A 24,202-nucleotide genomic window follows, 5' to 3' on the forward strand; every position below is an offset into this window, starting at 1 on the left:
CGTGCCCCCGTCTCGCTTAAGCTGCGCCGATGCCGAGCATCCGGCGGTTCGCCGCCTCGTCCGTTCCGCCAGCGGCGAAATCGTCGAAGGCTTTTTCCGTCACGCGGATGATGTGCGCCTTGATGAACTCGGCGCCTTCGCGAGCACCGTCTTCCGGATGCTTGAGGGCGCATTCCCATTCCAGCACGGCCCAGGACTCGTAGTCATACTGGGCGAGCTTGGAGAAGATCGCGCCGAAATCCACCTGTCCGTCGCCGAGCGAGCGGAAGCGACCGGCGCGGTTGATCCAGCTCTCATAGCCGCCATAGACGCCGATGCGACCGGACGGATTGAACTCCGCGTCCTTGGCGTGGAACGCCTTGATGCGCTCGTGGTAGAGATCGATGAAAGCCACATAGTCGAGCTGCTGTAGCAGGAAGTGGCTCGGGTCGTAATTGATGCAGGCGCGGGCATGTCCGCCGACCGCATCCACGAAGCGCTCGAAGGTGGCGCCATCGTGAATGTCCTCGCCTGGATGGATCTCATAGGCGACGTCGCAGCCTGCATCCTCGTAAGCGTCGAGGATCGGCCGCCAGCGCCGCCCCAATTCCTCGAAAGCGGTCTCGACGAGACCGGCCGGACGCTGCGGCCACGGATACATGAAGGGCCAGGCAAGCGCCCCGGAGAACGACACGCTGACGTTGAGCCCTAGGCGCTTCGAGGCTTGTGCTGCCATCAGCATCTGGCCCACGGCCCATTCCTGCCGCGCCTTCGGATTGCCCCTGACTTCGGGCGCCGCAAAACCGTCGAAGGCCTCATCGAAGGCCGGATGAACGGCCACGAGCTGGCCCTGCAGGTGGGTGGAGAGCTCCGTAATCTCCAAGCCGTGGGAGCGCACGACCCCTAAGATCTCGTCGGAATATGTTTGCGACTCCGCAGCCTTCTTCAGGTCGATGAGCCGCGCATCCCAGGTGGGGATCTGCACGCCCTTATAGCCGAGGGAGGCCGCCCAGCGGCAGATCGCGTCCAGCGAATTGAATGGAGCCTCGTCGCCTGCGAACTGCGCAAGGAAAAGGCCGGGGCCCTTCATGGTCTTCATGGGTGAACTCCCGAGGTGGCGTGGGGAAGGCGGAAAAGCCGGCAAGGGGAAGCCGCCCTGAGCATCGGACTCAAAAGTGGATTTGCACTTTTGGGATTCATCCGATGCTCCTTCTTAGAAGAGCGCATCGTTCGGTGCGGACCCGGAGGGCCGCGTCAGCGAAAACCGTTTTCCACTTTTCCGCACGATGCGCTAGCGAGCAGCTTGCCGTTGCCTCGTCCCTTCCCGGAGGAAGGGACGAGAGCGTCACGCGCCTTAGAACGGGGAGTTCGGGAAGTAGTGGTCCTTGGCGTTGTCCTTCGTGATGAGCTGGGCATTCAGCGTGTAGGTGCCGCGCATGGGGGCATTGGTGTAGAAATGCGCTGCGGTCACGCCCATGGCGGTCGAGATCATCGACGGCGGGTAGGACACGTCGGCCGGGATCATCTTGTCGCCGTCCATCACCTTCTTGATCATGTCCTTCATGCCGGCGCCGCCGAGAACGAACTTGATGTCCTCGCGCTTGGCCTGACGGATCGCCTCCATGACGCCGAGCGCCATGTCGTCATCCGATGCCCAGACCGCGTCGATCTTCGGGTGCTTGGACAGGTAGTCCTGCATCACCTTGAAGGCGTCGTCACGGTTCCAGTTGGCATATTGCTTGTCGATCACCTTCACGCCCGAGCCTTCGAGAGCCTTCTCGAAGTTCGTCACGCGCTCCTCGTCGATCACGGTCGGAATGCCGCGGAAAACGACGACGTTGCCCTGCTTCAGGTTATCGACGAAGTACTTGCCGGCAACGCGGCCGAATTCCGGATTGTTACCGGCAACATAGATATCCTGGATTGCCGGATCCTTGAGGCCGCGGTCCACGATGGTGATGAGCGTGCCGCGCTTCTTGATCTCGCGAAGCGGGTTCGTCAGCTCATCCGAGTTGAAGGGCAGAACCACCAGAGCGTCGACCTTCTGCGAGGTGAGGTCATCGAGGGCGTTTGCCTGGGATGCGCCATCCGGCGAGGTCTTCACGATGACCTTCAGGCCCGGATAGCCCTTCTCGAGCTGCTTGGCGGTTTCCTGCGCGTGGTAGACGACGCCGCCGGTCCAGCCATGGGTCGCGGCTGGGATCGAGACGCCGATGGTGACGTTCTTCTGCTGGGCCGTCGCGCCGGTGGCAACACCTGCCATCAGGCCTGCCGCGAGGGCGAATTTCAGTACCGTTGCTTTCATCTCATTCCTCCCTGGAGGGTTGGTTTTATAAGCCCTTCGTCCCTTTTCCGGTGGGCTTAGCCCGGTTTCATCGCCCGCGGTGGACTGACCGCTGCACGAGCATGGCGATAATGATGATGGCACCTTGAACCGCGCCCACGAGGAACTCGGAGACGAAATTCGACAGCACCATGATGTTGGCGACGAGTTCGAGGATCACCGCGCCGACGACGGTGCCCCAGACGCGGCCGATGCCGCCCTTGAGGGCCGTGCCGCCGATCACCACGGCGGTGATCGCCTGCAGTTCCCACAACAGGCCCGTGGTCGGGGTGGCCGAGCCGAGGCGCGGCACATAGACCAGCACAGCGATGCCGACGCAGATGCCCTGGATGATGTAGGTGAGCGTGCGCACGCGCCAGATCGGCACGCCCGAATAGCGGGCCACGTCCTCGTTGGAGCCGAGCGCCACCACATGGCGGCCGAAGGACGTGCGGTAGAGGATCAGCGCCCCGATGGCGGCCACAACGAGAAAGGCGATAATCGGATAAGGGATGCCGAAGATGCTGCCGAAATAGACCGGGCGATAGAGTTCGCGCAGCTCGAAATTGCGCATGGTGATGGTGCCGCCGGCCGCCAGCCAGATGACCAGGGAGCGGAAGATGCCCATGGTGCCCAGCGTCACGATAAAAGGTTCGATGCGCCCGAAGGTGACGATGAGACCATTGGCCAGCCCGCAGGCTGCACCGAGCGCGATGGCGGCCAGCAATCCGAGCGCCAGCGTGCCCACATCCCCGCCGCCGAGATTGTTAAGCGTCAGAATCATCACGCCGGCGATCAGCGCCGCCATGGAGCCGACAGAGAGGTCGAGCCCGCCGCCGGCAATCACGAAGGTGGCGCCCACTGCGATGATGGCGATGAACGCCGAGCGCGTCACCACGTTGAGCAGGTTCGAGGCGGTGAGAAAATCGGGATTGATCAGCGCGCCTGCGATGATCAGAACGATCAGCGCGATGAAGGGCGAGAGCGCCCGCATATCGATCGCGAACTTGCGCTTCTCGGCGCGGGTGGGGAGCACGGTTTCTGTCATGCATGGCCCGCGGCGATTTCCGCCGCCCTTTCTTCATGAACGCCTGTGGCGAGGTAAACGATAGCGTCTTCCGACAGGTCTGCCTGCGCAACCTCGCCGGCGACGCGTCCATTGCGCATCACGATGACCCGGTGGCAGAGGCCGATCAGTTCCTGCATTTCGGACGAAATGACGACGACGGCCTTGCCCTCCGCCGCAAGCGACGCGATGAAGCGGTAGATCTGTTCCTTGGTACCGATATCGACACCGCGTGTCGGCTCGTCGATGATGACGATCCGTGGCTCCAGCAGCATCATCTTGGCAAGCAGGAGCTTCTGCTGGTTGCCGCCGGAGAGCTGGCCTGCCAGCAGGTCGCGGCTCCGGGTGCGGATGTCGAAATCCTTGATCGCCTGATCGAGCGCCTTCTCCTCCGCGCCCGTGTCGATGAAGGATCCGCGGCTGAACTTGTCCAGAGCCGCGAGGGAGAGGTTGATCCGCAGGTTCTGCTGCAGGAGCAGGCCCTTGCCCTTTCGATCCTCCGAGAGATAGACGATGCCGGCTGCCATTGCTTCCCGCGCGTCGCGGAATTGGACGTTCCTGTCGTCGAGCGTGACAGTGCCGTGGCCCGGGCGCAAGCCGACGATGCCTTCGAACAGCTCCGTTCGGCCCGCACCGATCAGCCCGCCGAAGCCAAGGATCTCGCCGCGACGCAGTGTGAAGGAGGCGTTCTCCACATAGCCCGGCACGGCCATGTCGCGCACGGTCAGCACGATCTGGTCGGAGGCGGTCTGCGGCTTCTCGGGGTAGAGCTTGGACATGTCACGCCCCACCATGAGACGCGCCATTTCGAGGGGTTCGAGCCCTTCGACGTCGCGGGTGGCGATGTGGCGCCCGTCCCGCAGCACGGTCACGCGGTCGGCAACCGCCTTCACCTCGTTGAGGCGATGGGAGATGTAGAGCACCGCTACGCCCTGGGCTCGCAGCTTCCGTATGATCTCGAACAGGCTCTCGGCCTCGATCGGGGTCAGAACGGCAGTCGGCTCGTCGAAGGCGACCACCTTGTGCGGCACGAGAAGCGCGCGGGCGATCTGGACGAGCTGCCGGTCCGCGATGGACAGGCGGCTGACCTCGCGGTCGGGATCGATATTGGTGCCGAGCTCGCGCAGGATGGCCCGCGTGCGATCCCGCATGGCCTTGTCGTCCACGAAGCCAAAACGCTTGATCTCGCGGCCCAGAAAGAGATTCTGCGCAACCGTCAGATCCGGGGCGAGCAGGATTTCCTGATGCACCAGAACGATGCCGTGAGCCTCGGCATCCACAGGGCCCGAGAAGGTGATCGGCTGGCCGTTGAGGTGCAGACTTCCCTTCGTGGGCGGGAGATGCCCCGACAGGATGCGCATGAGAGTCGATTTGCCGGCTCCGTTCTCGCCGATGACGGCATGAACCTCGCCTGGCCTCAGATCCAGCGAAATGCCGCTCAGAACCTCAATAGGTCCGAAGGATTTCGAGATGTTCTCGGCGCGAAGAACGGAATCCATCACCTGCTCCGGATGCGCAAAATCTCTCGCCTTCGATCATGTGAAGGCGGGCACAAGAAGTCTCTACCGGATGCAGATCAGCTGGACGGCACGGGAGCGGGCATTCATGTCCTCCTGTTTGTCGACTGGTCCTCTGTCGGGACCTTTCTTGAAGAGGTGCTGTCGAACGGCTCGACAACAACCCCATGTAATCGATTACATGCAACTTTACCGAAATGCTGGCATCTGTCAAACAGTACCATAGTCGGGGAGAACCATGGACGATTTGGGACAGAGCGACAGTGCCGAGCGGGAGGATCCCCGGATCCGTGCCACGCGAATCCAGGATGTCGCCAAGCTGGCCGATGTCTCGACCGCGACGGTGAGCCGGGCGCTTGCCACGCCAGAGCGCGTGTCCCCCGAGGCCCGTGCCCGGGTTCTGGAAGCCATCGCCAAAACGGGTTACGTGCCCAACCCCGCTGCCCGGTCCTTACGCTCGCAGAAGACCTTCATGGTGCTGGTGGTTCTGCCGGACCTGTCGAACACCTTCTTTTCGAAGATCTTGCGCGGCATCGAGGAGACGCTCTTCGATGCTGGTTACGGGATGATCATCAGCGATCTCGACGGCTCGCCTGCGAAGGAGGCGCATTTCGCAGCCTTCACGGCTGCGGGCCGTGTAGATGGCGCCATTCTGCTCAACGGTCACCTGTTCGGGCAAAGCCGGGAAGGGGAGGGGCAGCCTGCCCGGATTGCGATCCCCCTCGTGGCTTTGTGCGAGGCGATTCCGGGGGCCGACATTCCGCAGATCGAGATCGACAACCGCGCCGCCGCTTCTCGCATGACCCAGCATCTCGCCTCGCTGGGACACCGGCGTATCGCCTATGTGAGCGGACCGGCGAGCAACATCCTGGAGCGCGAGCGCTTCCTAGGCTTCAAGGACGGTTTGGAGGCCGCAGGCCTGCCGTTCGATCCGGCGTTCGTGATCCCCGGCGACTACACGATCGAATCCGGCGTGGCGGCAGGCCAGGGTCTGGTCGCCCGAAAAACACGCCCGACGGCGGTGTTCTGCACCAGCGACGAGATGGCGATCGGGCTCATGCGCACCCTTCTGTCTGCCGGGTTGCGGGTGCCGGAGGACATTTCGGTTGCTGGGTTCGACGATATTGAATTCGCGGCCGTGGCCGAGCCGTCACTGACCACAATTCATCAGCCGCGTCGGGAGCTCGGGCAGGCGGCCGCGACGGTTCTCATCGATCTGCTCCAAGGCCGCCCGACGCGCAAGCAGATCCGGCTCGAGACGGAACTTGTCATCCGGGACAGCGTCGCACCGGCTGGTTAATCCCAGAATATGGAAAACGCCCCGACGAACAGCACCAGCACGAGACCGATGAACCCCACATAGCCGGCAAGCGCTTTGCGCGAGTGCTGGTGGGCATAGCTGTCCTTGGCGTTGCCGTTCTGCCAGCGCGCCGATGATTCCTGATGCCGGGCGATGTCGACCTGTTCCGGCGTCAGCGGGGTGCCGCCGGCTTCCTCGTCCGTGCCGAGAGGGGAGAGGCCGGGATCGAACACTTCGTTCTTGTCCCCTGTGCGACCACTGTTGATGTCGCCCTTCAGCTGCGCCGTGGTCGAGCCCTCGTTCATGGGCGGAGGATCCATCGGCTTGATCGTGTGCGTCCGAGGAATATCGGTTTGGTTGGGGTTGTCTGAACGGGTGGTCATGAAAGCTCTCCTCGGATCCGCTCATGGGGAAACCGCCGGAGGAGTGCGAGGTTCCTGTTCCGCCCCCGCGGTGCGGGCTGGCCGGTCAGGCCGGAAGCTGTTGTACAGACAAGAAAAAAAGGCCGTTGTTGCCAACGGCCCGAAGTTTAGGGAGGAAACGCCCTAGAAGGGCTGCAACGCTGCGACGCCAATCGCCGTGTTGCACTGCAATAAGTAAAAGCTGCGCCGGCGGGTTTCAAGGCTAAAAGGTCAGCATCGTTGCCCAATTTTTCACCTCATCGCCGCGTCAGGCATCGGGGAGGTCTGGACAGGAGAGGGTCGACAGAGGCCAAATGGGCGGCATGGGAATTCATGAGGCCCGGGATGCCGACGCTCAATGCCGTGCTCGAATCCGCTCTCTATGTGGACGATCTGAACCGCGCCAGGGCGTTCTATGAAGGCAGCCTCGGCTTGCCGCTCCTGCTGGCCAACCAGCGCATGTGTGCATTCAATGTCGGCGGCCGAAGCGTGCTCCTCGTCTTCCTCCGTGGCGGGTCGAGCGAGGACATGACAACGCCCGGTGGCACGATTCCTGGCCATGACGGGCATGGTCCCCTGCATATCGCCTTTGCAGTTGCGGCTAACGAGCTTGATGCGTGGGAGCGGAGGCTGGAGGAACGCGGGGTTCCCATCGAGAGCCGGGTAACCTGGCCGCGAGGAGGCACCAGCGTCTACTTCCGCGATCCGGACGGGCATGTTCTCGAACTGGCGACGCCCGGACTCTGGGCCACCTATTGATGGCCGAAACCCGGGCTGATCGGGATCAGGTGATGACGCTGGGCTCATCGCGTCCCGTGCGAGCCGCGATCTCCGCAATCTCGTTTGCCGCTTGCACCACAGGAGCCAGAACGTCGGCGGTCGGCAGGTCATGCCGGTCGGTGTCGGGCTCGAAGCGTTCCAGATAGACCCGCAGCGTCGCGCCCGATGTGCCGGTTCCCGACAGGCGGAACACGGCGCGCGCGTCCTCCTCGAAGAGAATGCGGATGCCCTGTTTCGGCGTCACGGATTGATCCACGGGATCCGTGTAGGCGAAGTCGTCGCAGGACTGGACCGTGAGGCTGCCGAAGCGCTGGCCCGGAAGAGCGGGCAGCTTCTTGCGCAGCGCGTCCATAAGTTCGTTGGCAGGTGCGGTCTCGAGTTCCTCGTAATCATGGCGCGTGTAGTAGTCGCGCCCGAACGCGGCCCAGTGCTCGCGCACGATCTGGTCTGCCGGCTTTCGCGTGACGGCCAGGATGTTGAGCCAGAGCAGCACCGCCCAGAGCCCGTCCTTCTCGCGGATGTGGTTGGAGCCCGTGCCCGCGCTCTCCTCACCGCACAGGGTGATGAGTCCCGCGTCGAGAAGGTTGGCGAAGAACTTCCAGCCCGTGGGAGTCTCGAAGAAATTGATGCCGAGCTTCTTGGCCACCCGGTCGGCGGCGCGGCTCGTGGGCATGGAGCGCGCGACGCCGGCCAAGCCCTTGGCGTAGCCGGGCGCGAGATGCGCATGGCTCGCGAGGATGGCGAGACTGTCGCTCGGCGTCACGAAGAGCCCGCGCGCTACGATCATGTTGCGGTCACCGTCCCCGTCCGAGGCTGCGCCGAAATCGGGCGCGTCGGGGCCGAGCATCAGCTCCATCAAGTCATGGGCATGAACCGGGTTCGGATCGGGGTGGTGGCCACCGAAATCGGGCTTCGGCTCCCCGTTGACGACGGTGCCCGCCGGAGCACCGAGACGGCCTTCGAGGATCGCCTTCGCGTAAGGGCCGGTGATGGCGCTCAAGGCATCGAAGCGCATGCGAAAGCCTGAGCGGAACAGATCGGCAATCTTCCCGAAATCGACCAGCTGCTCCATCAGCTCCGCATAATCGGCCACCGGATCGATGACCTCGACCGTCATCTCGCCGACCTTGGTCGGGCCGATGCGGCTGAGATCGATGTCGGGAGCGTCGACGATTCTATACTCGGTGATGGCGCTCGCCCGCTTGAACACGGCTTCCGTGAAGGATTCCGGCGCAGGCCCGCCATGGGACATGTTGAACTTGATGCCGAAGTCGCCGTCGGGGCCGCCCGGGTTATGGCTTGCGGACAGAACGAGCCCGCCGATCGCCTTGTGCTTGCGGATCACGCAGGAGGCGGCCGGTGTCGACAACAATCCGCCCTGTCCGACGAGAACACGGCCGAACCCATGGGCGGCCGCCATCCTGATGGCGATCTGAACCACGGCATCGTTGAAGTAGCGCCCGTCGCCGCCGATCACCAGGGTTGAGCCTTGTGCGCCCTCCACATTGTCGAAGATCGACTGGATGAAATTTTCCACATACCGAGGCTGCTGAAAGACGGTGACCTTCTTGCGCAGGCCGGACGTGCCGGGGCGCTGATCGGAAAAAGGCGTTGTCGGGATACGGGTCGTCACCATCGGGGCTGATCACTTCCTTGCGTGGCTCTTGGAGAACGCTTCGCGGGATACTTGCTGATCCTGAGAAGGACCAGCGACCATTCTAGGGTCATTTCAAGCAGATGCCACTGCCAAGATGAAGCCAGGATGAAAGCTGCCCTTGATCCACCCATCCACATGCAACCCAAACAACTGGAGCCGCGGCTCTGGTCGCAGAGGACGCCCCTCCTATGTGCAGGTCTACGACCTGAACCATAAGCAAGTCGATCCTGGGAGAACGCCATGAACCAGACCCGCCGCAGCCTCCTCGTGACGATGGCCGCCGCCTCCGCAGCCTCAGCCCTTTCACCGTGGCGGGCCTTGGCGCAAGCCGACTATCCCACGAGGCCGGTCCGGGTCACCGTCCCCTATGCGGCCGGCGGCGGGACGGATTTTTTCGCGCGGCTCGTCTTCGGCGCCATGGGAGAGCAACTGGGGCAGCAGTTCGTTGTCGAGAACAAGCCGGGGGCAGGCACCAATATCGGCGCCGAGGCCGTCGCACGGGCGGAACCTGACGGCTACACGCTGCTCTTAGGGGATTCGGCCACCTTTGCGACGAACCGCTCCCTGTATCGCAAGCTCTCCTTCGATCCATACAAGGATTTCAGCCCGATTTCGCTCACCGGTCGCTTCGCGCTCGTGCTGCTCGTGAATACGAACAAGCTGCCTGTGAACTCGCTTCAGGAATTGATTGCCGAGGCGAAGAAGACGCCTGGCCGGATCAATTATGCGACTCCTGGCTTGGGCAGCCCCTTCCACCTGGCGACGGAGCTCCTGTCACAAGGCGCCGGAATCAAGCTCACCCATGTGCCGTATCGGGGCGCCGCTCCCGCCGTGCAGGATCTGGTGGCAGGACAGGTGGATATGATGTTCATCGACTTTGCGACTGCTCGCTCCCAGCTCTCCGGCCCGATCAAGGCCATTGCCGTGGCTTCTCCAAAGGAGTTTGCCGGCCTGCCGGGAGTGCCGCCCGTCGCTGCCGATTTTCCGGGCTTTGAGGCCTGGGCCTGGCAGGGCTTCGTCGGCCCAGCGCGCCTGTCGCCCGAGATCGTCACGAAGCTCAATGGCACGTACCGGCAGGTTGTCGCCAGACAGGACATTCGCGACAAGCTGACCGGCGCCGGGATCGACGTGCTCCAGAGCTCGCCTTCCGAAATGGCCTCCTACATGCAGGAAGAAGGCTCCAAATGGGAGAAGGTGATCAGGACGGCCAACATCACCCTGGAATGACGGGAGCCGCAGTTTCGGGACCGCGTCAGTTGCGGTCCCAGCGGTACATGCGCTGCTCGCCCTCGGCACAGCTCACGGATGGTTCGGCTTGAACTTTCTGGATCCTCGGGTTGGCGGGCAGTGCGGCGATCTCACGGATGATCTTGGTCCGGATGGCGGCGGCGAATTGCTGGCGCTCCCGCACCGGCACGATGAACGAGCCTTCGCCGCCGATCACGCAGTTCTTGTAATAGAGATCGAGATGCTCCATGTCGCCGAAGCCGCTCGGCCGCTTGAGCATGATGGGAAGGCCGTTGATGGTGATGCCCTTGGCGATGGCCTCGTCCCGGGCCGCCACGACGCCTCGCCCGCTGCTGTTGGGTCCGTCGCCGGAAATATCGATGACCCTCCGGATCGGCTCCACGCCGGTCTGCTCCAGAAGCTTCACGCCGAAATCGATGGCGCCGGAAATTGACGTACGCCGGATGCGGCCGATGGGGGTGCTGCTCAGGCCATCGGCGAATTTCAGGGCGCCTTCAGGGCCGTCGATGATCGTCCAGGGCACGATGACGTTCTGATACTCCACGCCCGACCATTCCACATAGGTGACGATGATCCGCCCCACCATCCCGTTGCGGATGGCCTCATGCACCTGCGGCGAGCGGAAAGCCTCCATGAAGCCCTGGCGCTGAAGTTCCTGCTCATCGGGATCCATGGAGCGCGAGACGTCGACGGCCAGCACCAGCGCGACATCGACTTCGGTCTCCGCCTGGGCGACAAGTGGAGACAGCCACAGCCCCGATAGGACAGCCACAAGAGCGCCAAGAAGCCTTCGATTCATCCGTGCCTCCGTTTGCCAGACGCAAGAAGCTGACAGGAAACATCCGGCAGGCAAGGTTTGACGGCCCTGGGACGGGTCTGCGGGCTGTCAATTTAACGTGAATTCCATGTGAAACGTCTGTGGCCGCCCACAGCCGGAGGACCGAAATAGAACGTCACGCCGAGCAGGGTTTTCCTTCCGGCCTTCCGCTTTATATGGGCGGCAGGAAGCTTCGCCCCATTAGGCCGGCGGTGCTCAGAAGGAAATTCCGCAAATGTCGTCTACGCTCGATCGCTGGTCACCTTACGCCCTGGCCGCCTTGAGGATCGTTACGGCGCTGCTGTTCATGGAGCATGGAACACAGAAGCTGTTCGGCTTCCCGGCTCCTCCGGAAAGCGGCACCCCGCCCCTCCTGTCGCTCTTCGGCATTGGAGCTATCCTGGAATTCGGCGGCGGCCTGCTGATCCTGATCGGGCTGTTCACCAGACCCGTTGCCTTCGTGCTCGCCGGTGAGATGGCTGTCGCGTACTGGATGTTCCATGCTCCTCGGAGCTTCTATCCGGTTCTGAACGGCGGGGATGCGTCCATCCTGTTCTGCTTCGTGTTTCTCCTGCTCGCCTTCACCGGCCCGGGTGCCTTGAGCATCGATGGAGCAAGGCGGCCGACAGGCCCACGGCACTCCTGGGAACGCTGATCCAGTGGCCGTGCCGCCGGACGCAGGAGCGGGAACTCTATTTTCTACTCCGGAAGAGTTGGGTAACGGCTTGGACGTTTGTGACTCTGAAGTGGAACGGCTGCCGTCAACCCTATAATTTTAGGGGACGGCGCATGACTTTTGCGCGGGATAAGCGTTAAGAGCACAGGCAAGTTCGTTGCGTAGGAGTTAGGACATGGCCGAGATCATTGCCTTCAAGGATCTCAAGAGGATCGCCGACAGGTGCGAGGTGCTGGGCCTTTTCGAACCCAAGCGCCCTGCAAGATCGAAGTCCCGCACCGAGAGCAGGAGCTTTGATTTTCCGAGTTCCCGCCCCTTCATCTCCGGTAACCTCACGGATCTGTTCGAGCAAGCGAATGCGGTCGCGATGCGCCATCATCATGGAGATCCCAAGGTCTCGGCCATCGTGGCCGAGAAGTGCCTGGAGCTGATCCAGGCCCTGGAAGATCATGCGCAGCCGGAATGATCTCCCTGGGCCTAGGAACTTGGTGAAGCCATCAGGGACCTGCTTCTTGCTCGAAGAGAGTATCGCCTAATATTCTCATGTCCTTTACGGAATTATGGTCTCGGAAAGAACTGTTAACTCTAAAACCCAAAGCATGCGGTCGGACGAATTCTTCCGTTGATTTTTGACGCCCGCCGTAGAAATGATCATCTCTACGATAACACCTGTGGCAGGTTGAGCTCGCGCCGGAAGTCCATGCGCCGCTCAAAGGCATGATGCCCCTCTGTCAGGCCGGTGAAAGTCCGGCAGGTTCGTTCCCAAAATTCATTTGCCCGAGGTCGATCGTTCGGCATGCCGCCGTTTGATCGAGGTCCGGAGGCGTTCCGGTGCGGCCATGTTGAGTATTTTTCTGTCGTCCACCCGAGCAGAGCGCCCCTTTATTCGCGGCGTTCTGTTGCCTGTCGTTCTGGTTGCCTTCACGACGCTGGCGATGGGCGCGGGGGCAATTCTGTGGGCCGTCGACAGGAGCAATGACATCTCCGCCGAACGTCAGCTCCGAACAACGGAGGCCAGCATACGGGCCGCTGTTCAGGAACTCGCTCAACAGCAGGAAATGGTCGCCATCTGGGACGATGCCGTGGTGGAGCTCAACAAGCGCTCCCTGGACCTCAAATGGGTCGACGCCAATTTCGGCGTCTGGCTCAACAAGACTTTCGGACAGGATGAAATCTATATCCTCGATGAGCGCAACGAGCCGCTCGTCGCGACCGTCGGACCCGCACGCGTGCCCGCGCAGGAATATGAGCGGGTCAGAGGGAGCGTCAGCGACCTTGTTGCAGGCCTCAGGGGAGTTCCAGAATCCCTGCACCATGCGCACGTGGCGGACCTCGCGACCGCATCCTACCTGAAGACCGGACAAGCTGTTCACGACGCTCATCTGCTGGAGCTCAACGGCCGACCGGCGGCCGTCAGTGTGATGAAGATCATCCCTGAGTCCGAAGATGTTCCCTATCCGCATGGAAGGGAGTTCCTTTTGCTCAGCATCCGCTTCCTCGATGGAAGTTTCATCACACAGCTGTCCGAGCAAAACCTGATCGATGGTCTGCGCTTCTCCAGCACCGATACCCCCCAGCTGGATGAAATCTCGGTGCCGGTGAAATCGGATGTGGGCCATCTCATCGGCTATTTCATCTGGAACCCGGAGCTGCCGGGCGATCGCGTCCTCAAGTCGGTCGGCCCGGTGATGGCTGCGGCTGCTGCCATGATCCTTCTGCTGCTCGGAGCGCTGGTCCGCCGGCTGAGGCAGTCCACGAAGGCACTGGAGAGAACGGTTCTTGAGCTGAAAGCGAGCGAGGCGCAGGCCCACCATCTTGCGTTCCATGATGTGCTGACTGGCCTGCCCAATCGTGCCCTGTTCGCAGACCGGCTCGACCACGCGATCGCTCAGATGCAGGATGGCGAGCAGGTCGCCGTCATGATGCTCGACCTGGATCGCTTCAAGCATGTGAACGACACCCTCGGCCACCATGCGGGCGACAGTCTCATTCAGGAGTTTGCAGCGCGGTTGTCAAAGCTCGCGGATGGTGAGGTCACCATCACCCGATTGGGCGGAGACGAATTTGCCATCGTCCAGACCTTCAGGGCAGGAACCGATGCGCCGCAGACCTTGTGCGAGCGTATTCTTGCCGCATCCACGCGGCCCTATGATGTCATCGGCAATCAGGTCTTCGTGGGCGTCAGCATCGGGCTTGTCTTGGCCCCAGAGGCGGGTTTGGACCGCATCGAACTTCTGCGCAAGGCCGATATCGCGCTTTACCGTGCCAAGGGAGAGGGGCGGAACTGCTACCGTCTCTTCACCCCGGATATGGACGAAACCATCATCATCTCCAGGATCATCGAGGAGGATCTCCGCACAGCGCTTGCGACAGGGGAGGGGCTTGAGGTTGCCTATCAGCCGCAGATTTCCCAAGGCGGTTCAGTCGTCGGTGTGGAGGCCCTGGCCCGCTGGCGTCACCCGACGCGCGGGTGCATTCAGCCCAGCCAGTTCATCCCCGTGGCGGAGCAGACCGGACTGATCGTCCCGCTCGGAGAATGGATCCTGCGTCAAGCCTGCATGGCCTCCCGGCGCTGGCCCGATCTCTTCGTCTCCGTCAATCTCTCACCCGTTCAGTTCCGGTCGGGTGACTTCGCCGGCCGTCTCATCGCCATCGTTCGAGAATGTGGCGGGCATCCTCAACGCATTGAACTTGAGGTCACGGAGGGGGTCCTCCTCGAGGAGGACGGGAGAACAACCGATGCGATCCGGAGGCTGCGGGAAGCGGGCTTCCGCATTGCCCTGGACGATTTCGGCACCGGCTATTCGAGCCTGGGCTACCTTCATCGCTTCGAAGTCGACAAGATCAAGATCGACCGGTCGTTTACCCAAAGCCTGGGAAAGGGCGGCAAGGCCGCCACCGTGATCAAGGCTATAGTGGCGCTCGGGCATGCCATGTCGATTACTGTCACGGCGGAAGGCGTCGAGACAGAGACACAGCGGAACTTTCTGGATACGGCGGGCTGCAACGAGATGCAGGGCTTTCTTTTCTCGAAAGCCGTATCGGAAGATCAAATCGTGCGGATTCTCAGTCGCTCACCCTCAAATAAGGCGCAGAATTATATGAATACTACCCCAGCTAGAAGTATAGTTTGAGCTTGTATAAAAAAATACCAGCAAGCTTGACCATATCGTGAAGGAGGTGATTTGAGATGCTATCACAAAACCATCGTGACACGACGGATTACCTCTTAGGTGACGTTGAGGAAGAGGAACTAAATCTTCTAGGCGCCGTTATCGCCACGCCTGATCTGATCGGATCGGCTTCCCGGACATGGTTCCCGCCTCTTTTGTTCTAGCCTGCGTATTTCGGATAGGCGGCGCCATGATCCTTGACTTTGATGAACACTACCAAGGGGCTAGAGCCAGCATGGGCCATAACGTCGTCTATAAAGAGCAAATCCTCCCCATCGCCCAAGATCCCTTTCAGAACGTCACGACGGTTCTCATCTGCCAGAACATTCTTCTCCGGACGGGGATCAGCCATATCCTTTCGGGCACCCGCTTCGACATCGCGGAGCAAACCGGAGACCTGTCGACCCTGTCCACATTCCCCGAAGGGGTGCCGGTGCTCTTCCTCATCTGCGACGGGCGCTCCCTTGGCGAGTATTCCCAGATGGTCAAGGAACTGAAGGCGCAGCACCCTCATGCTCGGGTGGTGGTTCTTGCGGACAACATGGCTCCGCAGGAAGTGATCCAGATCTGCAAGGAGGGTCTGGACGGGTTCTGCACGACGACAATGGCTCGTCACTCCATCATTAAGGCTCTGGAACTCGTGATGCTTGGCGAAACCTTCATTCCGGGATCGGTCGGGCTGGAACTGCTCGACCAATTCCGCGGCGGCCAGACCGGTGGTCTGGGCCAAACGGTTTCCCTCATGCCCGCCAACGATCCGGCTCTGCTCCTGAACAAGCTGTCGGAGCGTGAAGCACAGATCCTGCGCTGCCTGACCCAGGGCGCCTCGAACAAGCTGATCGCCCGTGAGCTCGGAGTGGCGGAAGCCACCGTCAAGGTGCATATCAAGGCCATCCTGCGAAAGGTGAAGGCCGTGAACAGAACCCAGGCCGCCATGTGGGCTGCCGGTCACTTCGCCTCCGCGCAGGAGAGCAGGCCTCTGGTTCCAGGCGAATAAGAAGAACTCGGATTCCGTATACGGAATCGAGGTTTGCAGGAGTATCGTCTCATCGGGACGTGGGCACGCGGGAAGCCTCGCGTGCTCTACCCCTTTGGGAGTAGCCCAAGTGGCGAGTTGCGGATCACTCGACACCAAAGGTAAGCCTGACAGCACCCTGATGGTGCGCCGGATAAAGACTCAGTGACAGCGTACTGACGCCCCAGGTTCGAACTGAAAAAAATAAATACCTAAATGATGCGGTGGGGCAAACATGGATTACCAAGTGGAATTGGTGGCTCGTGCATTCTTTGAGGCCGAGCACGACGACTTCTTGTGGGATAGCGAAGCGGAATTGGTCAGGGAAGAATTCCGCGAATATGCCCGCAACGCCATCAGTCTCCTCGATGAAGACATCGGCGTTCTCCTGCTGGCCCTTCAGCGCGCCACGGCAGAGGAGCATCCTGAGCGCTCCAGAGCCGCAGCCTGACAATCTGCCTTTTGATCGAGCGGCTTGAGATCCCTGCCTGAGGCGGCATCTCAAGCACGCCCGCGCTCAAACGCGTCCAGGCGCAGGAGTGCCGGTGATCAATGGGCATCCGGCGGCAGATCGGCAATCCGCTTGATCTCATAGACAGCTAGCATCAGAAAAACCGACATGATCATAAGCCCGAGCGTGCTTGTGAGAACACTCGCGCTGACGCCCGATGCAGACGAGACGATGGCCAGCAGGATCAGGAAGGGAAGTCCAAGGGTGATGGCGAGAACGGTAAAAAATGACCGCGGCATGGGGTGGACGCCCTTTGTTCTTGAGGAAGAGGTCTTGAGGAATTCAATAGCCTTCAAATCATGGAAAAAATGAGATTGCGCTCGGGCTCTGCCTCTCTCAAGTCTTCTCGGTGAATGTAACCCGAAAGAGCCCTTAAGTTAGAAATCCCATCGCTGTGCCTTTGCGACGAGGAAGTCGCGAAAGACCTGCACCCGTGCGACGGAGCGCAGCTCCTCCGGATAGACCAGGTAACTGTCGAGAACCGGCATCTGCACATCGCGGAGAACTTGCTTCACCCGAGGGTTGCCGCTCATGGCGTAATCCGGCGCCATGCCGATGCCGGCCCCGTTCTCGATGGCCGTGCGAAGCGCAAGGCTGTCATTCACCACGAGACGGCTGGGACGGGGATCCTTGGGATCTCGTCCCAGGCTGGTCAGACGGTGCAGGTCCAGGATGAAAGCCGGCTGGTCGCCTCCCAGGCAGAGGAGGGAGTGGTTGTCGAGATCCTCGACCCGCTCAGGTTCTCCGGCGCGCTCAAGATACGAATGGGCCGCATAGGCATGATACTGGATTGTGAAGAGGCGGCGCTGGATCAGGTCCGGCTGCGCCGGCCGGCGCAGCCGGATGGCGATGTCGGCTTCGCGCATGGCGAGATCCAACTCCTCGCTCGTCAGGATCAGCTGAACGCGCACATCCGGGTACAGATCAAGAAATTCCTTGATGCGCCGCGCCAGCCAAATCCCTCCAATGCCGACCGTCGCCGTGACCCTGAGCTCGCCGGCCGGCCGCTCGCTGGTTTCCGTGAGGCGCTGACGGGTCTCGTCTAGGCGCAGGCGGATGTCCTGGGCCGCGCGGAACAGCACCTCTCCATGCTCGGTCAGGATGAGACCGCGGGGGTGACGATGAAAGAGCGGAACTTTCAGGTCGTGCTCGAGGGCGCTGATCTGGCGGCTCACCGATGACTGGTTGACCCCGAGCTTCTCGCCGGCACGGGTGAAATTCCCGGCGTCGACCACCTCGTAGAACAATCTGATTTTGTCCCAGTCCAAGACAGATCCTCAAAAGTGGGAGCAACTCTCCGTGTCTGATGCCAGATGGGAGGCCGGTGCGCGCTGCAGGTCAAGCGCTTCGCTTCCGAAACGCAATCCGTTCCTGCGCCTCCCAAAGGATTATTCCAGATCGGGAGTGGCCGCTACAGCAAAGACGATCGCGTCTTCTCCGAAGAACGGCCCTGATGTCCAGCGGTGAGCGGATCATGATCCAACAGTATTTCATGGGGCCGGTCGACGCTGAAGGATAAATTTCGTTAACTTTACCCAAGGGTAAGGCAGGTGAAACGAAGGCATTTATTGACTTTCAGAGCCATATTGTGAAAGTTCAACGTAGCGATACGCCACAGACATGGCGGGTTGGCCGGCATACCTTGAGCGATGCGCGTCCAAAGGCATGATGCCGTCCCGCCATACCGGTGCAAGCCCGGTATGTTCCCCCCAAAATTTCAAGCTTCTGCACCCCCACGGCCGAATGGCCAAAGGTCGCGCTATGAACAGGTCTGCTGCCGCATCCGAGGCCTTGGCGGCATCCTCGGGCCCATGGCTGACACGCCCCTTCCGGGGGCTGATCGGCCGCTTCGGCATCGCCTTTTTCATGCCGGTGCTCGAGGCAACGCTGCTGATCACCCTGTTGGCGCTGGCGCTGCCCGCTGCCCTGCTGCAGGTCTACGACCGGATTCTGCCGAACAAGGCGACCGGCACCCTGGTGGTTCTCGCCATTACGGTAGCTCTGGCCATTGTTCTGGAGGCGCTGCTTCGGCACGTGCGGGGCAGGCTTCTGGCCCGAATGGCGGCAACCTCCGAGGCGCAGGCGCATCGTCAGGCCATGGAGTGCCTGCTTCACGCTCCTCTCTCAGCCCTGGAAGCCAACGGCAATGGCTATTATGCGGAGCGCCTTTCCGCCATCGGCACCCTGCGCGAGGCATGGTCGGGGCCGGCTCTGCAGGCCATGCTCGATCTGCCTTTCGCACTGCTTTACCTCGTTGGGATCTGGTATCTCGCCGGCCCGCTCGTGATGGTGCCGCTGGCCCTGTTGTTCGGTGTCGCATTGCTTGCGGCGTTGACGGGCCGGCGCGTGCGTCGCGCAGCGCATAACCTCGCGCTTGCCGAAGAGCGCCGTTTCAATTTTCTGTTCGACACGCTCAGCTGCATTCATCCCATGAAGGTCCTCGGCGCCGAGCCCCTGCTCGAGCGCCGCTACGAGCGCCTGCAGGGCGGCTCCGCGCAGATGCGCCGAACCCTGGCGCAGGCCATTTCGGCCGGGCAGGAGGGTGGGCAGCTGCTGGCCCAGGCCGCCACCATCGGCGTGGCAGCCTTCGGCTGTCACATGGTGCTGAACGGTCAACTCAGCGTCGGCGGACTGGGTGCCTGCACGATGCTGGTCGGACGCACGATGCAGCCATTGCTCGGTGGCGTCGCTCTCTGGTCGCGTCTTCAATCGCTTGCGGAAAGCCGGCGGCGGGTCGCGGAGATCGCCCTTCTCCCGCAGGAGCGGCATCTCGACCGGCCGGCGCTCCAGGTTTCGGACGGGCACGTGGTTCTCGACAACGTTCGTCTGCGCACCCCGCCCCACAAGGATTGGCTGTTCGACGGTTTGACCCTGGACATCAGGCCCGGCGAGATCATCGGTGTCACCGGTGCGAATGGCTCCGGTCGTTCCGCCATGCTGCGGCTGATCGCGGGCGACCTGCCGCCAACCGAAGGCCGCGTGAGGATCGACGGACAGGACCTCGCGCAGGTCGAGATGGGGCCTGCACGCCGGCAGGTTGCCATCGTGCCGCCCGATCCGGCCTTGGTGCGCGGCACGCTCCTGCAGAACCTCACGATGCATCAGCCGCATCGGGAGGCCGCCGCTCTGCACCTGGCGACGAAATTAGGCTTGGATCAGGTGGCCGGCGCATTGCCGGGCGACTGGCATACGCCCGTCGGCGTTTCGGCGACGCCCTTGCCCCGTGGCGCAGCCCAGCGCATCGGTGTCGTGCGCGCTCTGATCGAAGAGCCGCGTATCCTCCTGCTCGACGACATCACGTCTCAGATCGACGGCGACAGCGATGCGCGGCTCGCCCAGCTCCTGGCCGGACTGCGCGGCAAGGTCACGGTCATCATCGTCACGCACCGTCCCTCGACGCTCGGGATCGCGGACCGGGTCTTCGCGATCCGTGACGGCAGACTGGAGCCTGTGTCATGACCCTCGCAATGGATTGTGGCCCTCAGGCTCCGGTGCATGTGTCAGAGGACCTTCTGGCGCCGTCCGATCTGGCTCGCTGCCTACCGGTTCTGCTGTGGCTGATGGAGTGGTCGGGCAGCGCGGATGATCTGCTCTCGGCACTCCCGCATGCGAAGCCCGACATCGATCTCACGGATCTGCGCAACACGCTTGCCGTACTCGGCTACCCGACCCGGATGCAGGGCCTCAAGCGGGGAGGTCTCGACCTGCGGTGCCTGCCGGCGATCCTGCTGCCGCCGGGAAAGGCTGCTGCAGTCGTCTACCGCGACGAATCCGGTCAGCTTCTGCTGTTCGATGGTGCCACTGGCGATGTGAAGCCCTGCGCGCCGGAGAAGCTGCGCGGAACCTTGATCCTTGCCGCCGAGGCGAATGTCGGCTCGTCCCGTCAGAACTGGTTCAGCGGCATCGCGCGACGGTTTCGGGGATCTCTACCGCCCCTGCTCGCGATCAGCGGGCTCATGGCGGTGCTCGGGCTCGCGGTTCCGATCTTCACCATGGCGGTCTTCGATACGGTGGTTGCCGGCTACAGCCCGGAAACGCTGCCCATGCTCATCATTGGCGTTGGCGCCGCGGTCGTGTTGGAGGTTCTCTTCCGCGTCATCCGCCAGCGTGCCCTGCTGCGCATCGCGGAGCGCCTGGATCGACTGGTTCCAAGTGCCGTCTTCACACAATTGCTGTCCCTGCCAACCGCGCTCGTGGAGCGCGCCGGCACAGCATCTCAGGTGTCGCGTCTGCGCGATTTCGCGGCGATCCGCGAATTTCTCACCGGCAGTTTCGCCGTGGCTCTTCTGGACCTGCCGTTCACGATTCTCGTGGTGGTGCTGATGGTGGTTCTCGGCGGATGGATCGCACTCGTGCCTGTTGGAACGGCTGTTGGATTCGTTCTTCTGTTCTGGATCTCACGCGGGTCCATGCGGCTGGCCATCGATCAGGCCGCTCGCGCCAACCAGGCCCGCGAGGCCCTGGCCGTCGAGGCGCTGGAAACGGTGCGCACGCTGAAGCTCGGGGGAGCGGAAGAGCGCTGGATCGACCGCTATGCGGCCGCTGCCGCTGCCGCCGCCGTGGCGTCTGCACGGGTCGGCACCCTGACGGGTTCGGTGCTCGCCGCAAGCCAGGCGCTCGTCACCCTGTCGGGTCTGGCTGCGGTGGTCTTGGGCGTTCTCGCAGTGCTGTCCGGTGCAATGACGGCAGGCGCGCTGATCGCCGGCATGATGCTGATCTGGCGCGTTTTGGGCCCGATGCAGACGTGCTTCGTGATGCTCTCGCGCTGGGAGCAGACCCAGGCCTCCATCCGTCAGGTGGATGGATTGATGGCGCTTGAGACGGAGCGGCCGCCGCCGCTCGAGGCTCGTATGGCGCCTCCGGAGCAGGGCGCCATCGTGTTCCACCGGGTGACCTTGCGCTATCTGCCGCAATCCGAACCCGTGCTGGCCGGCGCCAGTTTCGCCATTCAGCCCGGCCAGGTTGTGGCCGTCACCGGTGCGGAGGGCACGGGCAAATCGACCCTGCTGCTGCTGACCGCTGGCCTGTACCGGCCGCAGGGCGGTCTCGTGCGGATCGACGGGCACGATGTGCGCTCCTTCAATCCCGCCGTTCTCCGGCGCAGCATCGGTTGGGTGCCGCAATCTCCAGGATTGCTTTATGGCACGATCGCCCAGAACCTGCGTCTGGCGCGGCCCAGTGCTTCTGACGCACAACTGCGCGCCGCCGCCGCGGAAGCCGGTGTGCTGGACGCGATCGAGGCGCTGCCGCGCGGCTTCGATACACGGGTCGGCGACAACCACAGCGGTCGATTGCCCCGCAGCATCCTGCAGCGGATCGCGCTCGCCAGCGCCTTGCTGCGTGAAGCGCCCATCCTGCTTCTCGACGAGCCGGTCGCCGGACTGGACGATGCCTGCGCCAAGGCGTTCACGGACGTCATCGCCTCCCGCCGGGGGCGCTGCACGATCCTCATGGCAACGCACAGGCCGAGCCACATTCGGCTCGCCGACCGCATCCTGCGCCTGCGGGACGGGCAGGTGGAGGAAGTTGAGCAGCCCGCTGCTCCCTCCGGTCCACGTCCGACGCGCACGCCCGTGGGCTTGCCGCTAGCGAATGCAGCCTTCGCAAATCTTTCTGCCGCTAACAGCCCCAGAGTTGGTTGATGAGCACCGCCGCAAAAACCGCCCCCGAGGCCGAAAAACTGACGCTGGCTGCACATCAGCACACGGTGGCACCTCTGCCGCGCGCCAGCCGCCAACCACGCCCCGACAGTCATGTGCTCGCGCTGGAGGAACTGCGCATCCACGGTCTGGAGCGCGCCGTCGTTCTGGGAACCGGCCTGCTGGTGGCCGCAACCCTTGCCTGGGCTGCGCTCACCCATGTGCCGGAGGTGGCCATCGGCACGGGTGATCTCGCGCCGACGGTCGCGCCGGCACCTGTTCAGCATTTCGAGGGCGGCATCGTCACGGAAGTGCTGGTCCACGAAGGCGACGTGGTCGAAGCCGGTCAGCCCTTGCTGCGCATGAACGATGCGGCGGCCCAGGCCGAACTCTCGCAGGCGCGGTTCCGCCTTGAGTCGCTGCAGCTGCAGTCACAGCGCCTGACCGCAGCCGCCGAGGGCAACATCATGGCGATGGAATTGCGGGGTCGCGAAGGAACCGCGAGCATTTCCGTGGCTGATGCAAGCGGAGAGGGCAGCGTCGTTCCCTCGCTGAATACCAGTCTCTTCATAGGGCCCCAGCGCGCCGCACTGGATGCACGCCTGCGCTCCTTGAGCGATCGCATTGCTGTGCTTCACGAACAGGTGGCGCAACGGCGCAGCGAACTGGCGACCTTGTCTGGACAGATCTCTGCCCTGCAGGAGCAGATGGCGCTGCATTCCAAGGAGCTCGGCATCCGCGAGGAACTCGCGCGCAACGGATTGACCACGCGTCTTGCGGTGCTTGAGGCGCAGCGTCTGCTGATGACTTCGAAGGCCGAGCACGAGCGGCTGAACGGCCAGCATGCCACGGCCCTGCGCAGCCTGGCCGAGGCTGAGGCCCGCATTTCGGAGATGCAGTCCGCCGCTGTGGACGAGGCCCGGCAGGAAGCCGCCCGGGTGGCGCTGGAGATTGCCGAAACGGCGGAAGTCGTTCGCAAGCTGGAAGATCGAGCGGAACGGACGCTGCTGCGTGCGCCGGCTCCCGGTGTCCTGCGCGGGCTGGCGGTTCACCGTTCCGGCACGGTCTTGCCGCCTGGCGGGCTGATCGCCGAGGTCATGCCGCAGGATGCTCCGCTCGTGGCGGATGTCCGGATCACGCCGCGGGACATCGGGTTCATCGAGGTCGGTCAACCGGTGCACGTCAAGGTGCAGGCCTTCGACTATGCGCGCTACGGTGCCGTCGACGGCATCGTGGAGCGCGTCTCGGCCGGCACGTTCCTCGACGAGCAGCGGCAGCCGCATTATCGCGTGCGCGTCGCGCTCAAGCAGCAGCATGTGGGCCGTGATCCCGGCAAGGCGCAGCTCGTGCCGGGCATGACGGTCCAGGCAGACATCACAACCGGCAACAAGACGGTGCTGCAATATCTCCTGAAGCCGATCTACTCCGCCATGGCGGCATCTTTCCACGAGCGTTGAGGACGCTGATCCCATGAGCCAGCAACCTGATCCGACCATCCCGTTCGACGCCAGTGTGGTCGACGAGGAGGCCCTGCGCGCTCTCCGGGCGGTTCAGCGAAGCCTCCCGATGGGCGACGGAGGCGCCACCGGAAATCTGGTGGGCGGAACGGAGGCGGTTGCGGCGTTCGGGATGGTGAGGGGAGGGCCTTCCGGTGGCATCCACGTCAGGCCTCATGAGATAGACCCTCTTGAATGGAATCTGGCGCCGGCGCCGCAGGAGGCGCCATTGAAGCCCCTGGACCTCGCGCCGCCGGCCGGACCTGCGATTACTTTGGATGAGGGACCGTCCGGTGCCGATCTGTCGCTTTCTGCGGCGCCCGCGCCCCTGACAGGATCCAGAGCTAACCTGGCACGATCCTCGTCGCGTTATGTCGAGACTGAATTGGGCGATTCATCGGTGCAGTTGATGTCCCCGGTGTTCGCCGACACTCCTGACAATCCAGTCGTCGCGACTCCTCCTACCACCCTGAGGCCGGATCCGCAGGAACCGGCCGACATGCTTGCCGATCCGCCTGCAGTGATTGCGCGCGATGTTGGTGGTTTGGAGGACACGGGCATCCGTCTGGACCTGTCGGCGGGGCTGGTGGACCGGGACGGCTCG

The 24,202-nt window shown here is 62.8% G+C and carries 21 protein-coding genes; 12 read left to right on the top strand and 9 right to left on the bottom strand.

The annotated features are described in order from the left end of the window. Positions 1 to 16 precede the first annotated feature (16 nt). The 4 genes from IC232_RS17540 to IC232_RS17555 all read right to left on the bottom strand — a co-directional run bounded on the left by IC232_RS17540 (position 17) and on the right by IC232_RS17555 (position 4,867). Entirely contained in the window at positions 17 to 1,078 is a 1,062-nt protein-coding gene (locus IC232_RS17540) for a sugar phosphate isomerase/epimerase family protein (protein ID WP_190846267.1), read from the bottom strand. A gap of 255 nt (positions 1,079 to 1,333) precedes the next feature. Beyond that, positions 1,334 to 2,284, bottom strand: coding sequence for a substrate-binding domain-containing protein (locus IC232_RS17545; protein ID WP_190846268.1), 951 nt, complete (start codon positions 2,282 to 2,284; stop codon positions 1,334 to 1,336). Between the two features lie 67 nt (positions 2,285 to 2,351). After that, positions 2,352 to 3,350 carry an ABC transporter permease gene (locus IC232_RS17550; protein WP_190846269.1) on the bottom strand — a complete coding sequence of 333 codons (999 nt, stop codon included), beginning with the start codon at positions 3,348 to 3,350 and terminating at the stop codon, positions 2,352 to 2,354. Continuing rightward, positions 3,347 to 4,867, bottom strand: coding sequence for a sugar ABC transporter ATP-binding protein (locus IC232_RS17555; RefSeq protein ID WP_190846270.1), 1,521 nt, complete (start codon positions 4,865 to 4,867; stop codon positions 3,347 to 3,349). The genes IC232_RS17550 and IC232_RS17555 overlap by 4 nt, the downstream gene beginning before the upstream one ends. 256 nt (positions 4,868 to 5,123) lie before the next feature. Between IC232_RS17555 and IC232_RS17560 the strand changes: the two genes are divergently transcribed. Continuing rightward, on the top strand, positions 5,124 to 6,185 hold the full coding sequence (locus tag IC232_RS17560; RefSeq protein WP_190846271.1) for a LacI family DNA-binding transcriptional regulator: 1,062 nt from the start codon (positions 5,124 to 5,126) through the stop codon (positions 6,183 to 6,185). Here IC232_RS17560 and IC232_RS17565 read toward each other — a convergent pair. Continuing rightward, positions 6,182 to 6,568, bottom strand: a complete 387-nt coding sequence (locus IC232_RS17565) for a hypothetical protein (RefSeq protein ID WP_190846272.1) — start codon at positions 6,566 to 6,568, stop codon at positions 6,182 to 6,184. The two genes, IC232_RS17560 and IC232_RS17565, sit on opposite strands and share 4 nt — an antisense overlap. A gap of 363 nt (positions 6,569 to 6,931) precedes the next feature. Between IC232_RS17565 and IC232_RS17570 the strand changes: the two genes are divergently transcribed. Beyond that, a complete protein-coding gene (locus tag IC232_RS17570; RefSeq protein ID WP_190846273.1) occupies positions 6,932 to 7,345 on the top strand; it encodes a VOC family protein in 414 nt (137 codons plus the stop codon). Between the two features lie 25 nt (positions 7,346 to 7,370). Here the strand turns inward: IC232_RS17570 and IC232_RS17575 are convergent, their stop codons facing one another. Then, entirely contained in the window at positions 7,371 to 9,002 is a 1,632-nt protein-coding gene (locus tag IC232_RS17575) for an alpha-D-glucose phosphate-specific phosphoglucomutase (protein WP_190846274.1), read from the bottom strand. Positions 9,003 to 9,263: 261 nt separating this feature from the next. Here IC232_RS17575 and IC232_RS17580 point away from each other — a divergent pair, with 261 nt between their 5' ends. Next, positions 9,264 to 10,250: a Bug family tripartite tricarboxylate transporter substrate binding protein gene (locus IC232_RS17580; protein ID WP_190846275.1), complete on the top strand. Its 987-nt coding sequence runs from the start codon at positions 9,264 to 9,266 to the stop codon at positions 10,248 to 10,250. Positions 10,251 to 10,275: 25 nt separating this feature from the next. Here IC232_RS17580 and IC232_RS17585 read toward each other — a convergent pair whose 3' ends face one another. Continuing rightward, positions 10,276 to 11,070 (bottom strand): DUF1194 domain-containing protein, encoded by a 795-nt coding sequence (locus IC232_RS17585; protein ID WP_190846276.1) that lies wholly within the window; start codon positions 11,068 to 11,070, stop codon positions 10,276 to 10,278. Positions 11,071 to 11,323: 253 nt separating this feature from the next. Between IC232_RS17585 and IC232_RS17590 the strand changes: the two genes are divergently transcribed. From IC232_RS17590 to IC232_RS17610, 5 genes are all read left to right on the top strand, one after another. Then, positions 11,324 to 11,743: a DoxX family protein gene (locus tag IC232_RS17590; protein WP_190846277.1), complete on the top strand. Its 420-nt coding sequence runs from the start codon at positions 11,324 to 11,326 to the stop codon at positions 11,741 to 11,743. Positions 11,744 to 11,939: 196 nt separating this feature from the next. Beyond that, positions 11,940 to 12,230: a hypothetical protein gene (locus IC232_RS17595; RefSeq protein WP_190846278.1), complete on the top strand. Its 291-nt coding sequence runs from the start codon at positions 11,940 to 11,942 to the stop codon at positions 12,228 to 12,230. A gap of 373 nt (positions 12,231 to 12,603) precedes the next feature. Further along, a complete protein-coding gene (locus tag IC232_RS17600) occupies positions 12,604 to 14,898 on the top strand; it encodes a putative bifunctional diguanylate cyclase/phosphodiesterase (protein WP_190846279.1) in 2,295 nt (764 codons plus the stop codon). Positions 14,899 to 15,172: 274 nt separating this feature from the next. Next, entirely contained in the window at positions 15,173 to 15,934 is a 762-nt protein-coding gene (locus tag IC232_RS17605) for a LuxR C-terminal-related transcriptional regulator (protein ID WP_190846280.1), read from the top strand. 253 nt (positions 15,935 to 16,187) lie between these two features. Beyond that, positions 16,188 to 16,403 carry a hypothetical protein gene (locus IC232_RS17610; protein WP_190846281.1) on the top strand — a complete coding sequence of 72 codons (216 nt, stop codon included), beginning with the start codon at positions 16,188 to 16,190 and terminating at the stop codon, positions 16,401 to 16,403. A 98-nt stretch (positions 16,404 to 16,501) separates the two neighbouring features. On the opposite strand, the gene IC232_RS17615 is transcribed toward IC232_RS17610, so the two are convergent. Together IC232_RS17615 and IC232_RS17620 are read right to left on the bottom strand one after the other, a co-directional pair. Then, on the bottom strand, positions 16,502 to 16,702 hold the full coding sequence (locus tag IC232_RS17615) for a hypothetical protein (RefSeq protein WP_190846282.1): 201 nt from the start codon (positions 16,700 to 16,702) through the stop codon (positions 16,502 to 16,504). A 138-nt stretch (positions 16,703 to 16,840) separates the two neighbouring features. Beyond that, positions 16,841 to 17,731: a LysR family transcriptional regulator gene (locus tag IC232_RS17620; protein ID WP_190846283.1), complete on the bottom strand. Its 891-nt coding sequence runs from the start codon at positions 17,729 to 17,731 to the stop codon at positions 16,841 to 16,843. A 493-nt stretch (positions 17,732 to 18,224) separates the two neighbouring features. Between IC232_RS17620 and IC232_RS17625 the strand changes: the two genes are divergently transcribed. The 4 genes from IC232_RS17625 to IC232_RS17640 all read left to right on the top strand — a co-directional run. Further along, a complete protein-coding gene (locus IC232_RS17625; protein WP_190846284.1) occupies positions 18,225 to 19,922 on the top strand; it encodes a peptidase domain-containing ABC transporter in 1,698 nt (565 codons plus the stop codon). Beyond that, positions 19,919 to 22,105 carry a peptidase domain-containing ABC transporter gene (locus IC232_RS17630; protein WP_190846285.1) on the top strand — a complete coding sequence of 729 codons (2,187 nt, stop codon included), beginning with the start codon at positions 19,919 to 19,921 and terminating at the stop codon, positions 22,103 to 22,105. Before IC232_RS17625 ends, IC232_RS17630 begins: the two co-directional genes overlap by 4 nt. Continuing rightward, positions 22,105 to 23,559 (top strand): HlyD family type I secretion periplasmic adaptor subunit, encoded by a 1,455-nt coding sequence (locus tag IC232_RS17635; protein WP_190846286.1) that lies wholly within the window; start codon positions 22,105 to 22,107, stop codon positions 23,557 to 23,559. Before IC232_RS17630 ends, IC232_RS17635 begins: the two co-directional genes overlap by 1 nt. A 13-nt stretch (positions 23,560 to 23,572) precedes the next feature. Further along, positions 23,573 to 24,202: hypothetical protein (locus IC232_RS17640; protein ID WP_210335404.1), on the top strand; the 630-nt coding region annotated here is incomplete at its 3' end.

This window comes from Microvirga sp., from assembly GCF_014699075.1.
Lineage (GTDB): Bacteria > Pseudomonadota > Alphaproteobacteria > Rhizobiales > Beijerinckiaceae > Microvirga.

Bases quoted from the DNA above. Each gene is read 5' to 3' on its own strand.
- IC232_RS17540 (WP_190846267.1), bottom strand. From the start codon at position 1,078: ATGAAGACCATGAAGGGCCCCGGCCTTTTCCTTGCGCAGTTCGCAGGC.
- IC232_RS17545 (WP_190846268.1), bottom strand. From the start codon at position 2,284: ATGAAAGCAACGGTACTGAAATTCGCCCTCGCGGCAGGCCTGATGGCA.
- IC232_RS17550 (WP_190846269.1), bottom strand. From the start codon at position 3,350: ATGACAGAAACCGTGCTCCCCACCCGCGCCGAGAAGCGCAAGTTCGCG.
- IC232_RS17555 (WP_190846270.1), bottom strand. From the start codon at position 4,867: ATGGATTCCGTTCTTCGCGCCGAGAACATCTCGAAATCCTTCGGACCT.
- IC232_RS17560 (WP_190846271.1), top strand. From the start codon at position 5,124: ATGGACGATTTGGGACAGAGCGACAGTGCCGAGCGGGAGGATCCCCGG.
- IC232_RS17565 (WP_190846272.1), bottom strand. From the start codon at position 6,568: ATGACCACCCGTTCAGACAACCCCAACCAAACCGATATTCCTCGGACG.
- IC232_RS17570 (WP_190846273.1), top strand. From the start codon at position 6,932: ATGCCGACGCTCAATGCCGTGCTCGAATCCGCTCTCTATGTGGACGAT.
- IC232_RS17575 (WP_190846274.1), bottom strand. From the start codon at position 9,002: ATGGTGACGACCCGTATCCCGACAACGCCTTTTTCCGATCAGCGCCCC.
- IC232_RS17580 (WP_190846275.1), top strand. From the start codon at position 9,264: ATGAACCAGACCCGCCGCAGCCTCCTCGTGACGATGGCCGCCGCCTCC.
- IC232_RS17585 (WP_190846276.1), bottom strand. From the start codon at position 11,070: ATGAATCGAAGGCTTCTTGGCGCTCTTGTGGCTGTCCTATCGGGGCTG.
- IC232_RS17590 (WP_190846277.1), top strand. From the start codon at position 11,324: ATGTCGTCTACGCTCGATCGCTGGTCACCTTACGCCCTGGCCGCCTTG.
- IC232_RS17595 (WP_190846278.1), top strand. From the start codon at position 11,940: ATGGCCGAGATCATTGCCTTCAAGGATCTCAAGAGGATCGCCGACAGG.
- IC232_RS17600 (WP_190846279.1), top strand. From the start codon at position 12,604: ATGTTGAGTATTTTTCTGTCGTCCACCCGAGCAGAGCGCCCCTTTATT.
- IC232_RS17605 (WP_190846280.1), top strand. From the start codon at position 15,173: ATGGGCCATAACGTCGTCTATAAAGAGCAAATCCTCCCCATCGCCCAA.
- IC232_RS17610 (WP_190846281.1), top strand. From the start codon at position 16,188: ATGGATTACCAAGTGGAATTGGTGGCTCGTGCATTCTTTGAGGCCGAG.
- IC232_RS17615 (WP_190846282.1), bottom strand. From the start codon at position 16,702: ATGCCGCGGTCATTTTTTACCGTTCTCGCCATCACCCTTGGACTTCCC.
- IC232_RS17625 (WP_190846284.1), top strand. From the start codon at position 18,225: ATGAACAGGTCTGCTGCCGCATCCGAGGCCTTGGCGGCATCCTCGGGC.
- IC232_RS17630 (WP_190846285.1), top strand. From the start codon at position 19,919: ATGACCCTCGCAATGGATTGTGGCCCTCAGGCTCCGGTGCATGTGTCA.
- IC232_RS17635 (WP_190846286.1), top strand. From the start codon at position 22,105: ATGAGCACCGCCGCAAAAACCGCCCCCGAGGCCGAAAAACTGACGCTG.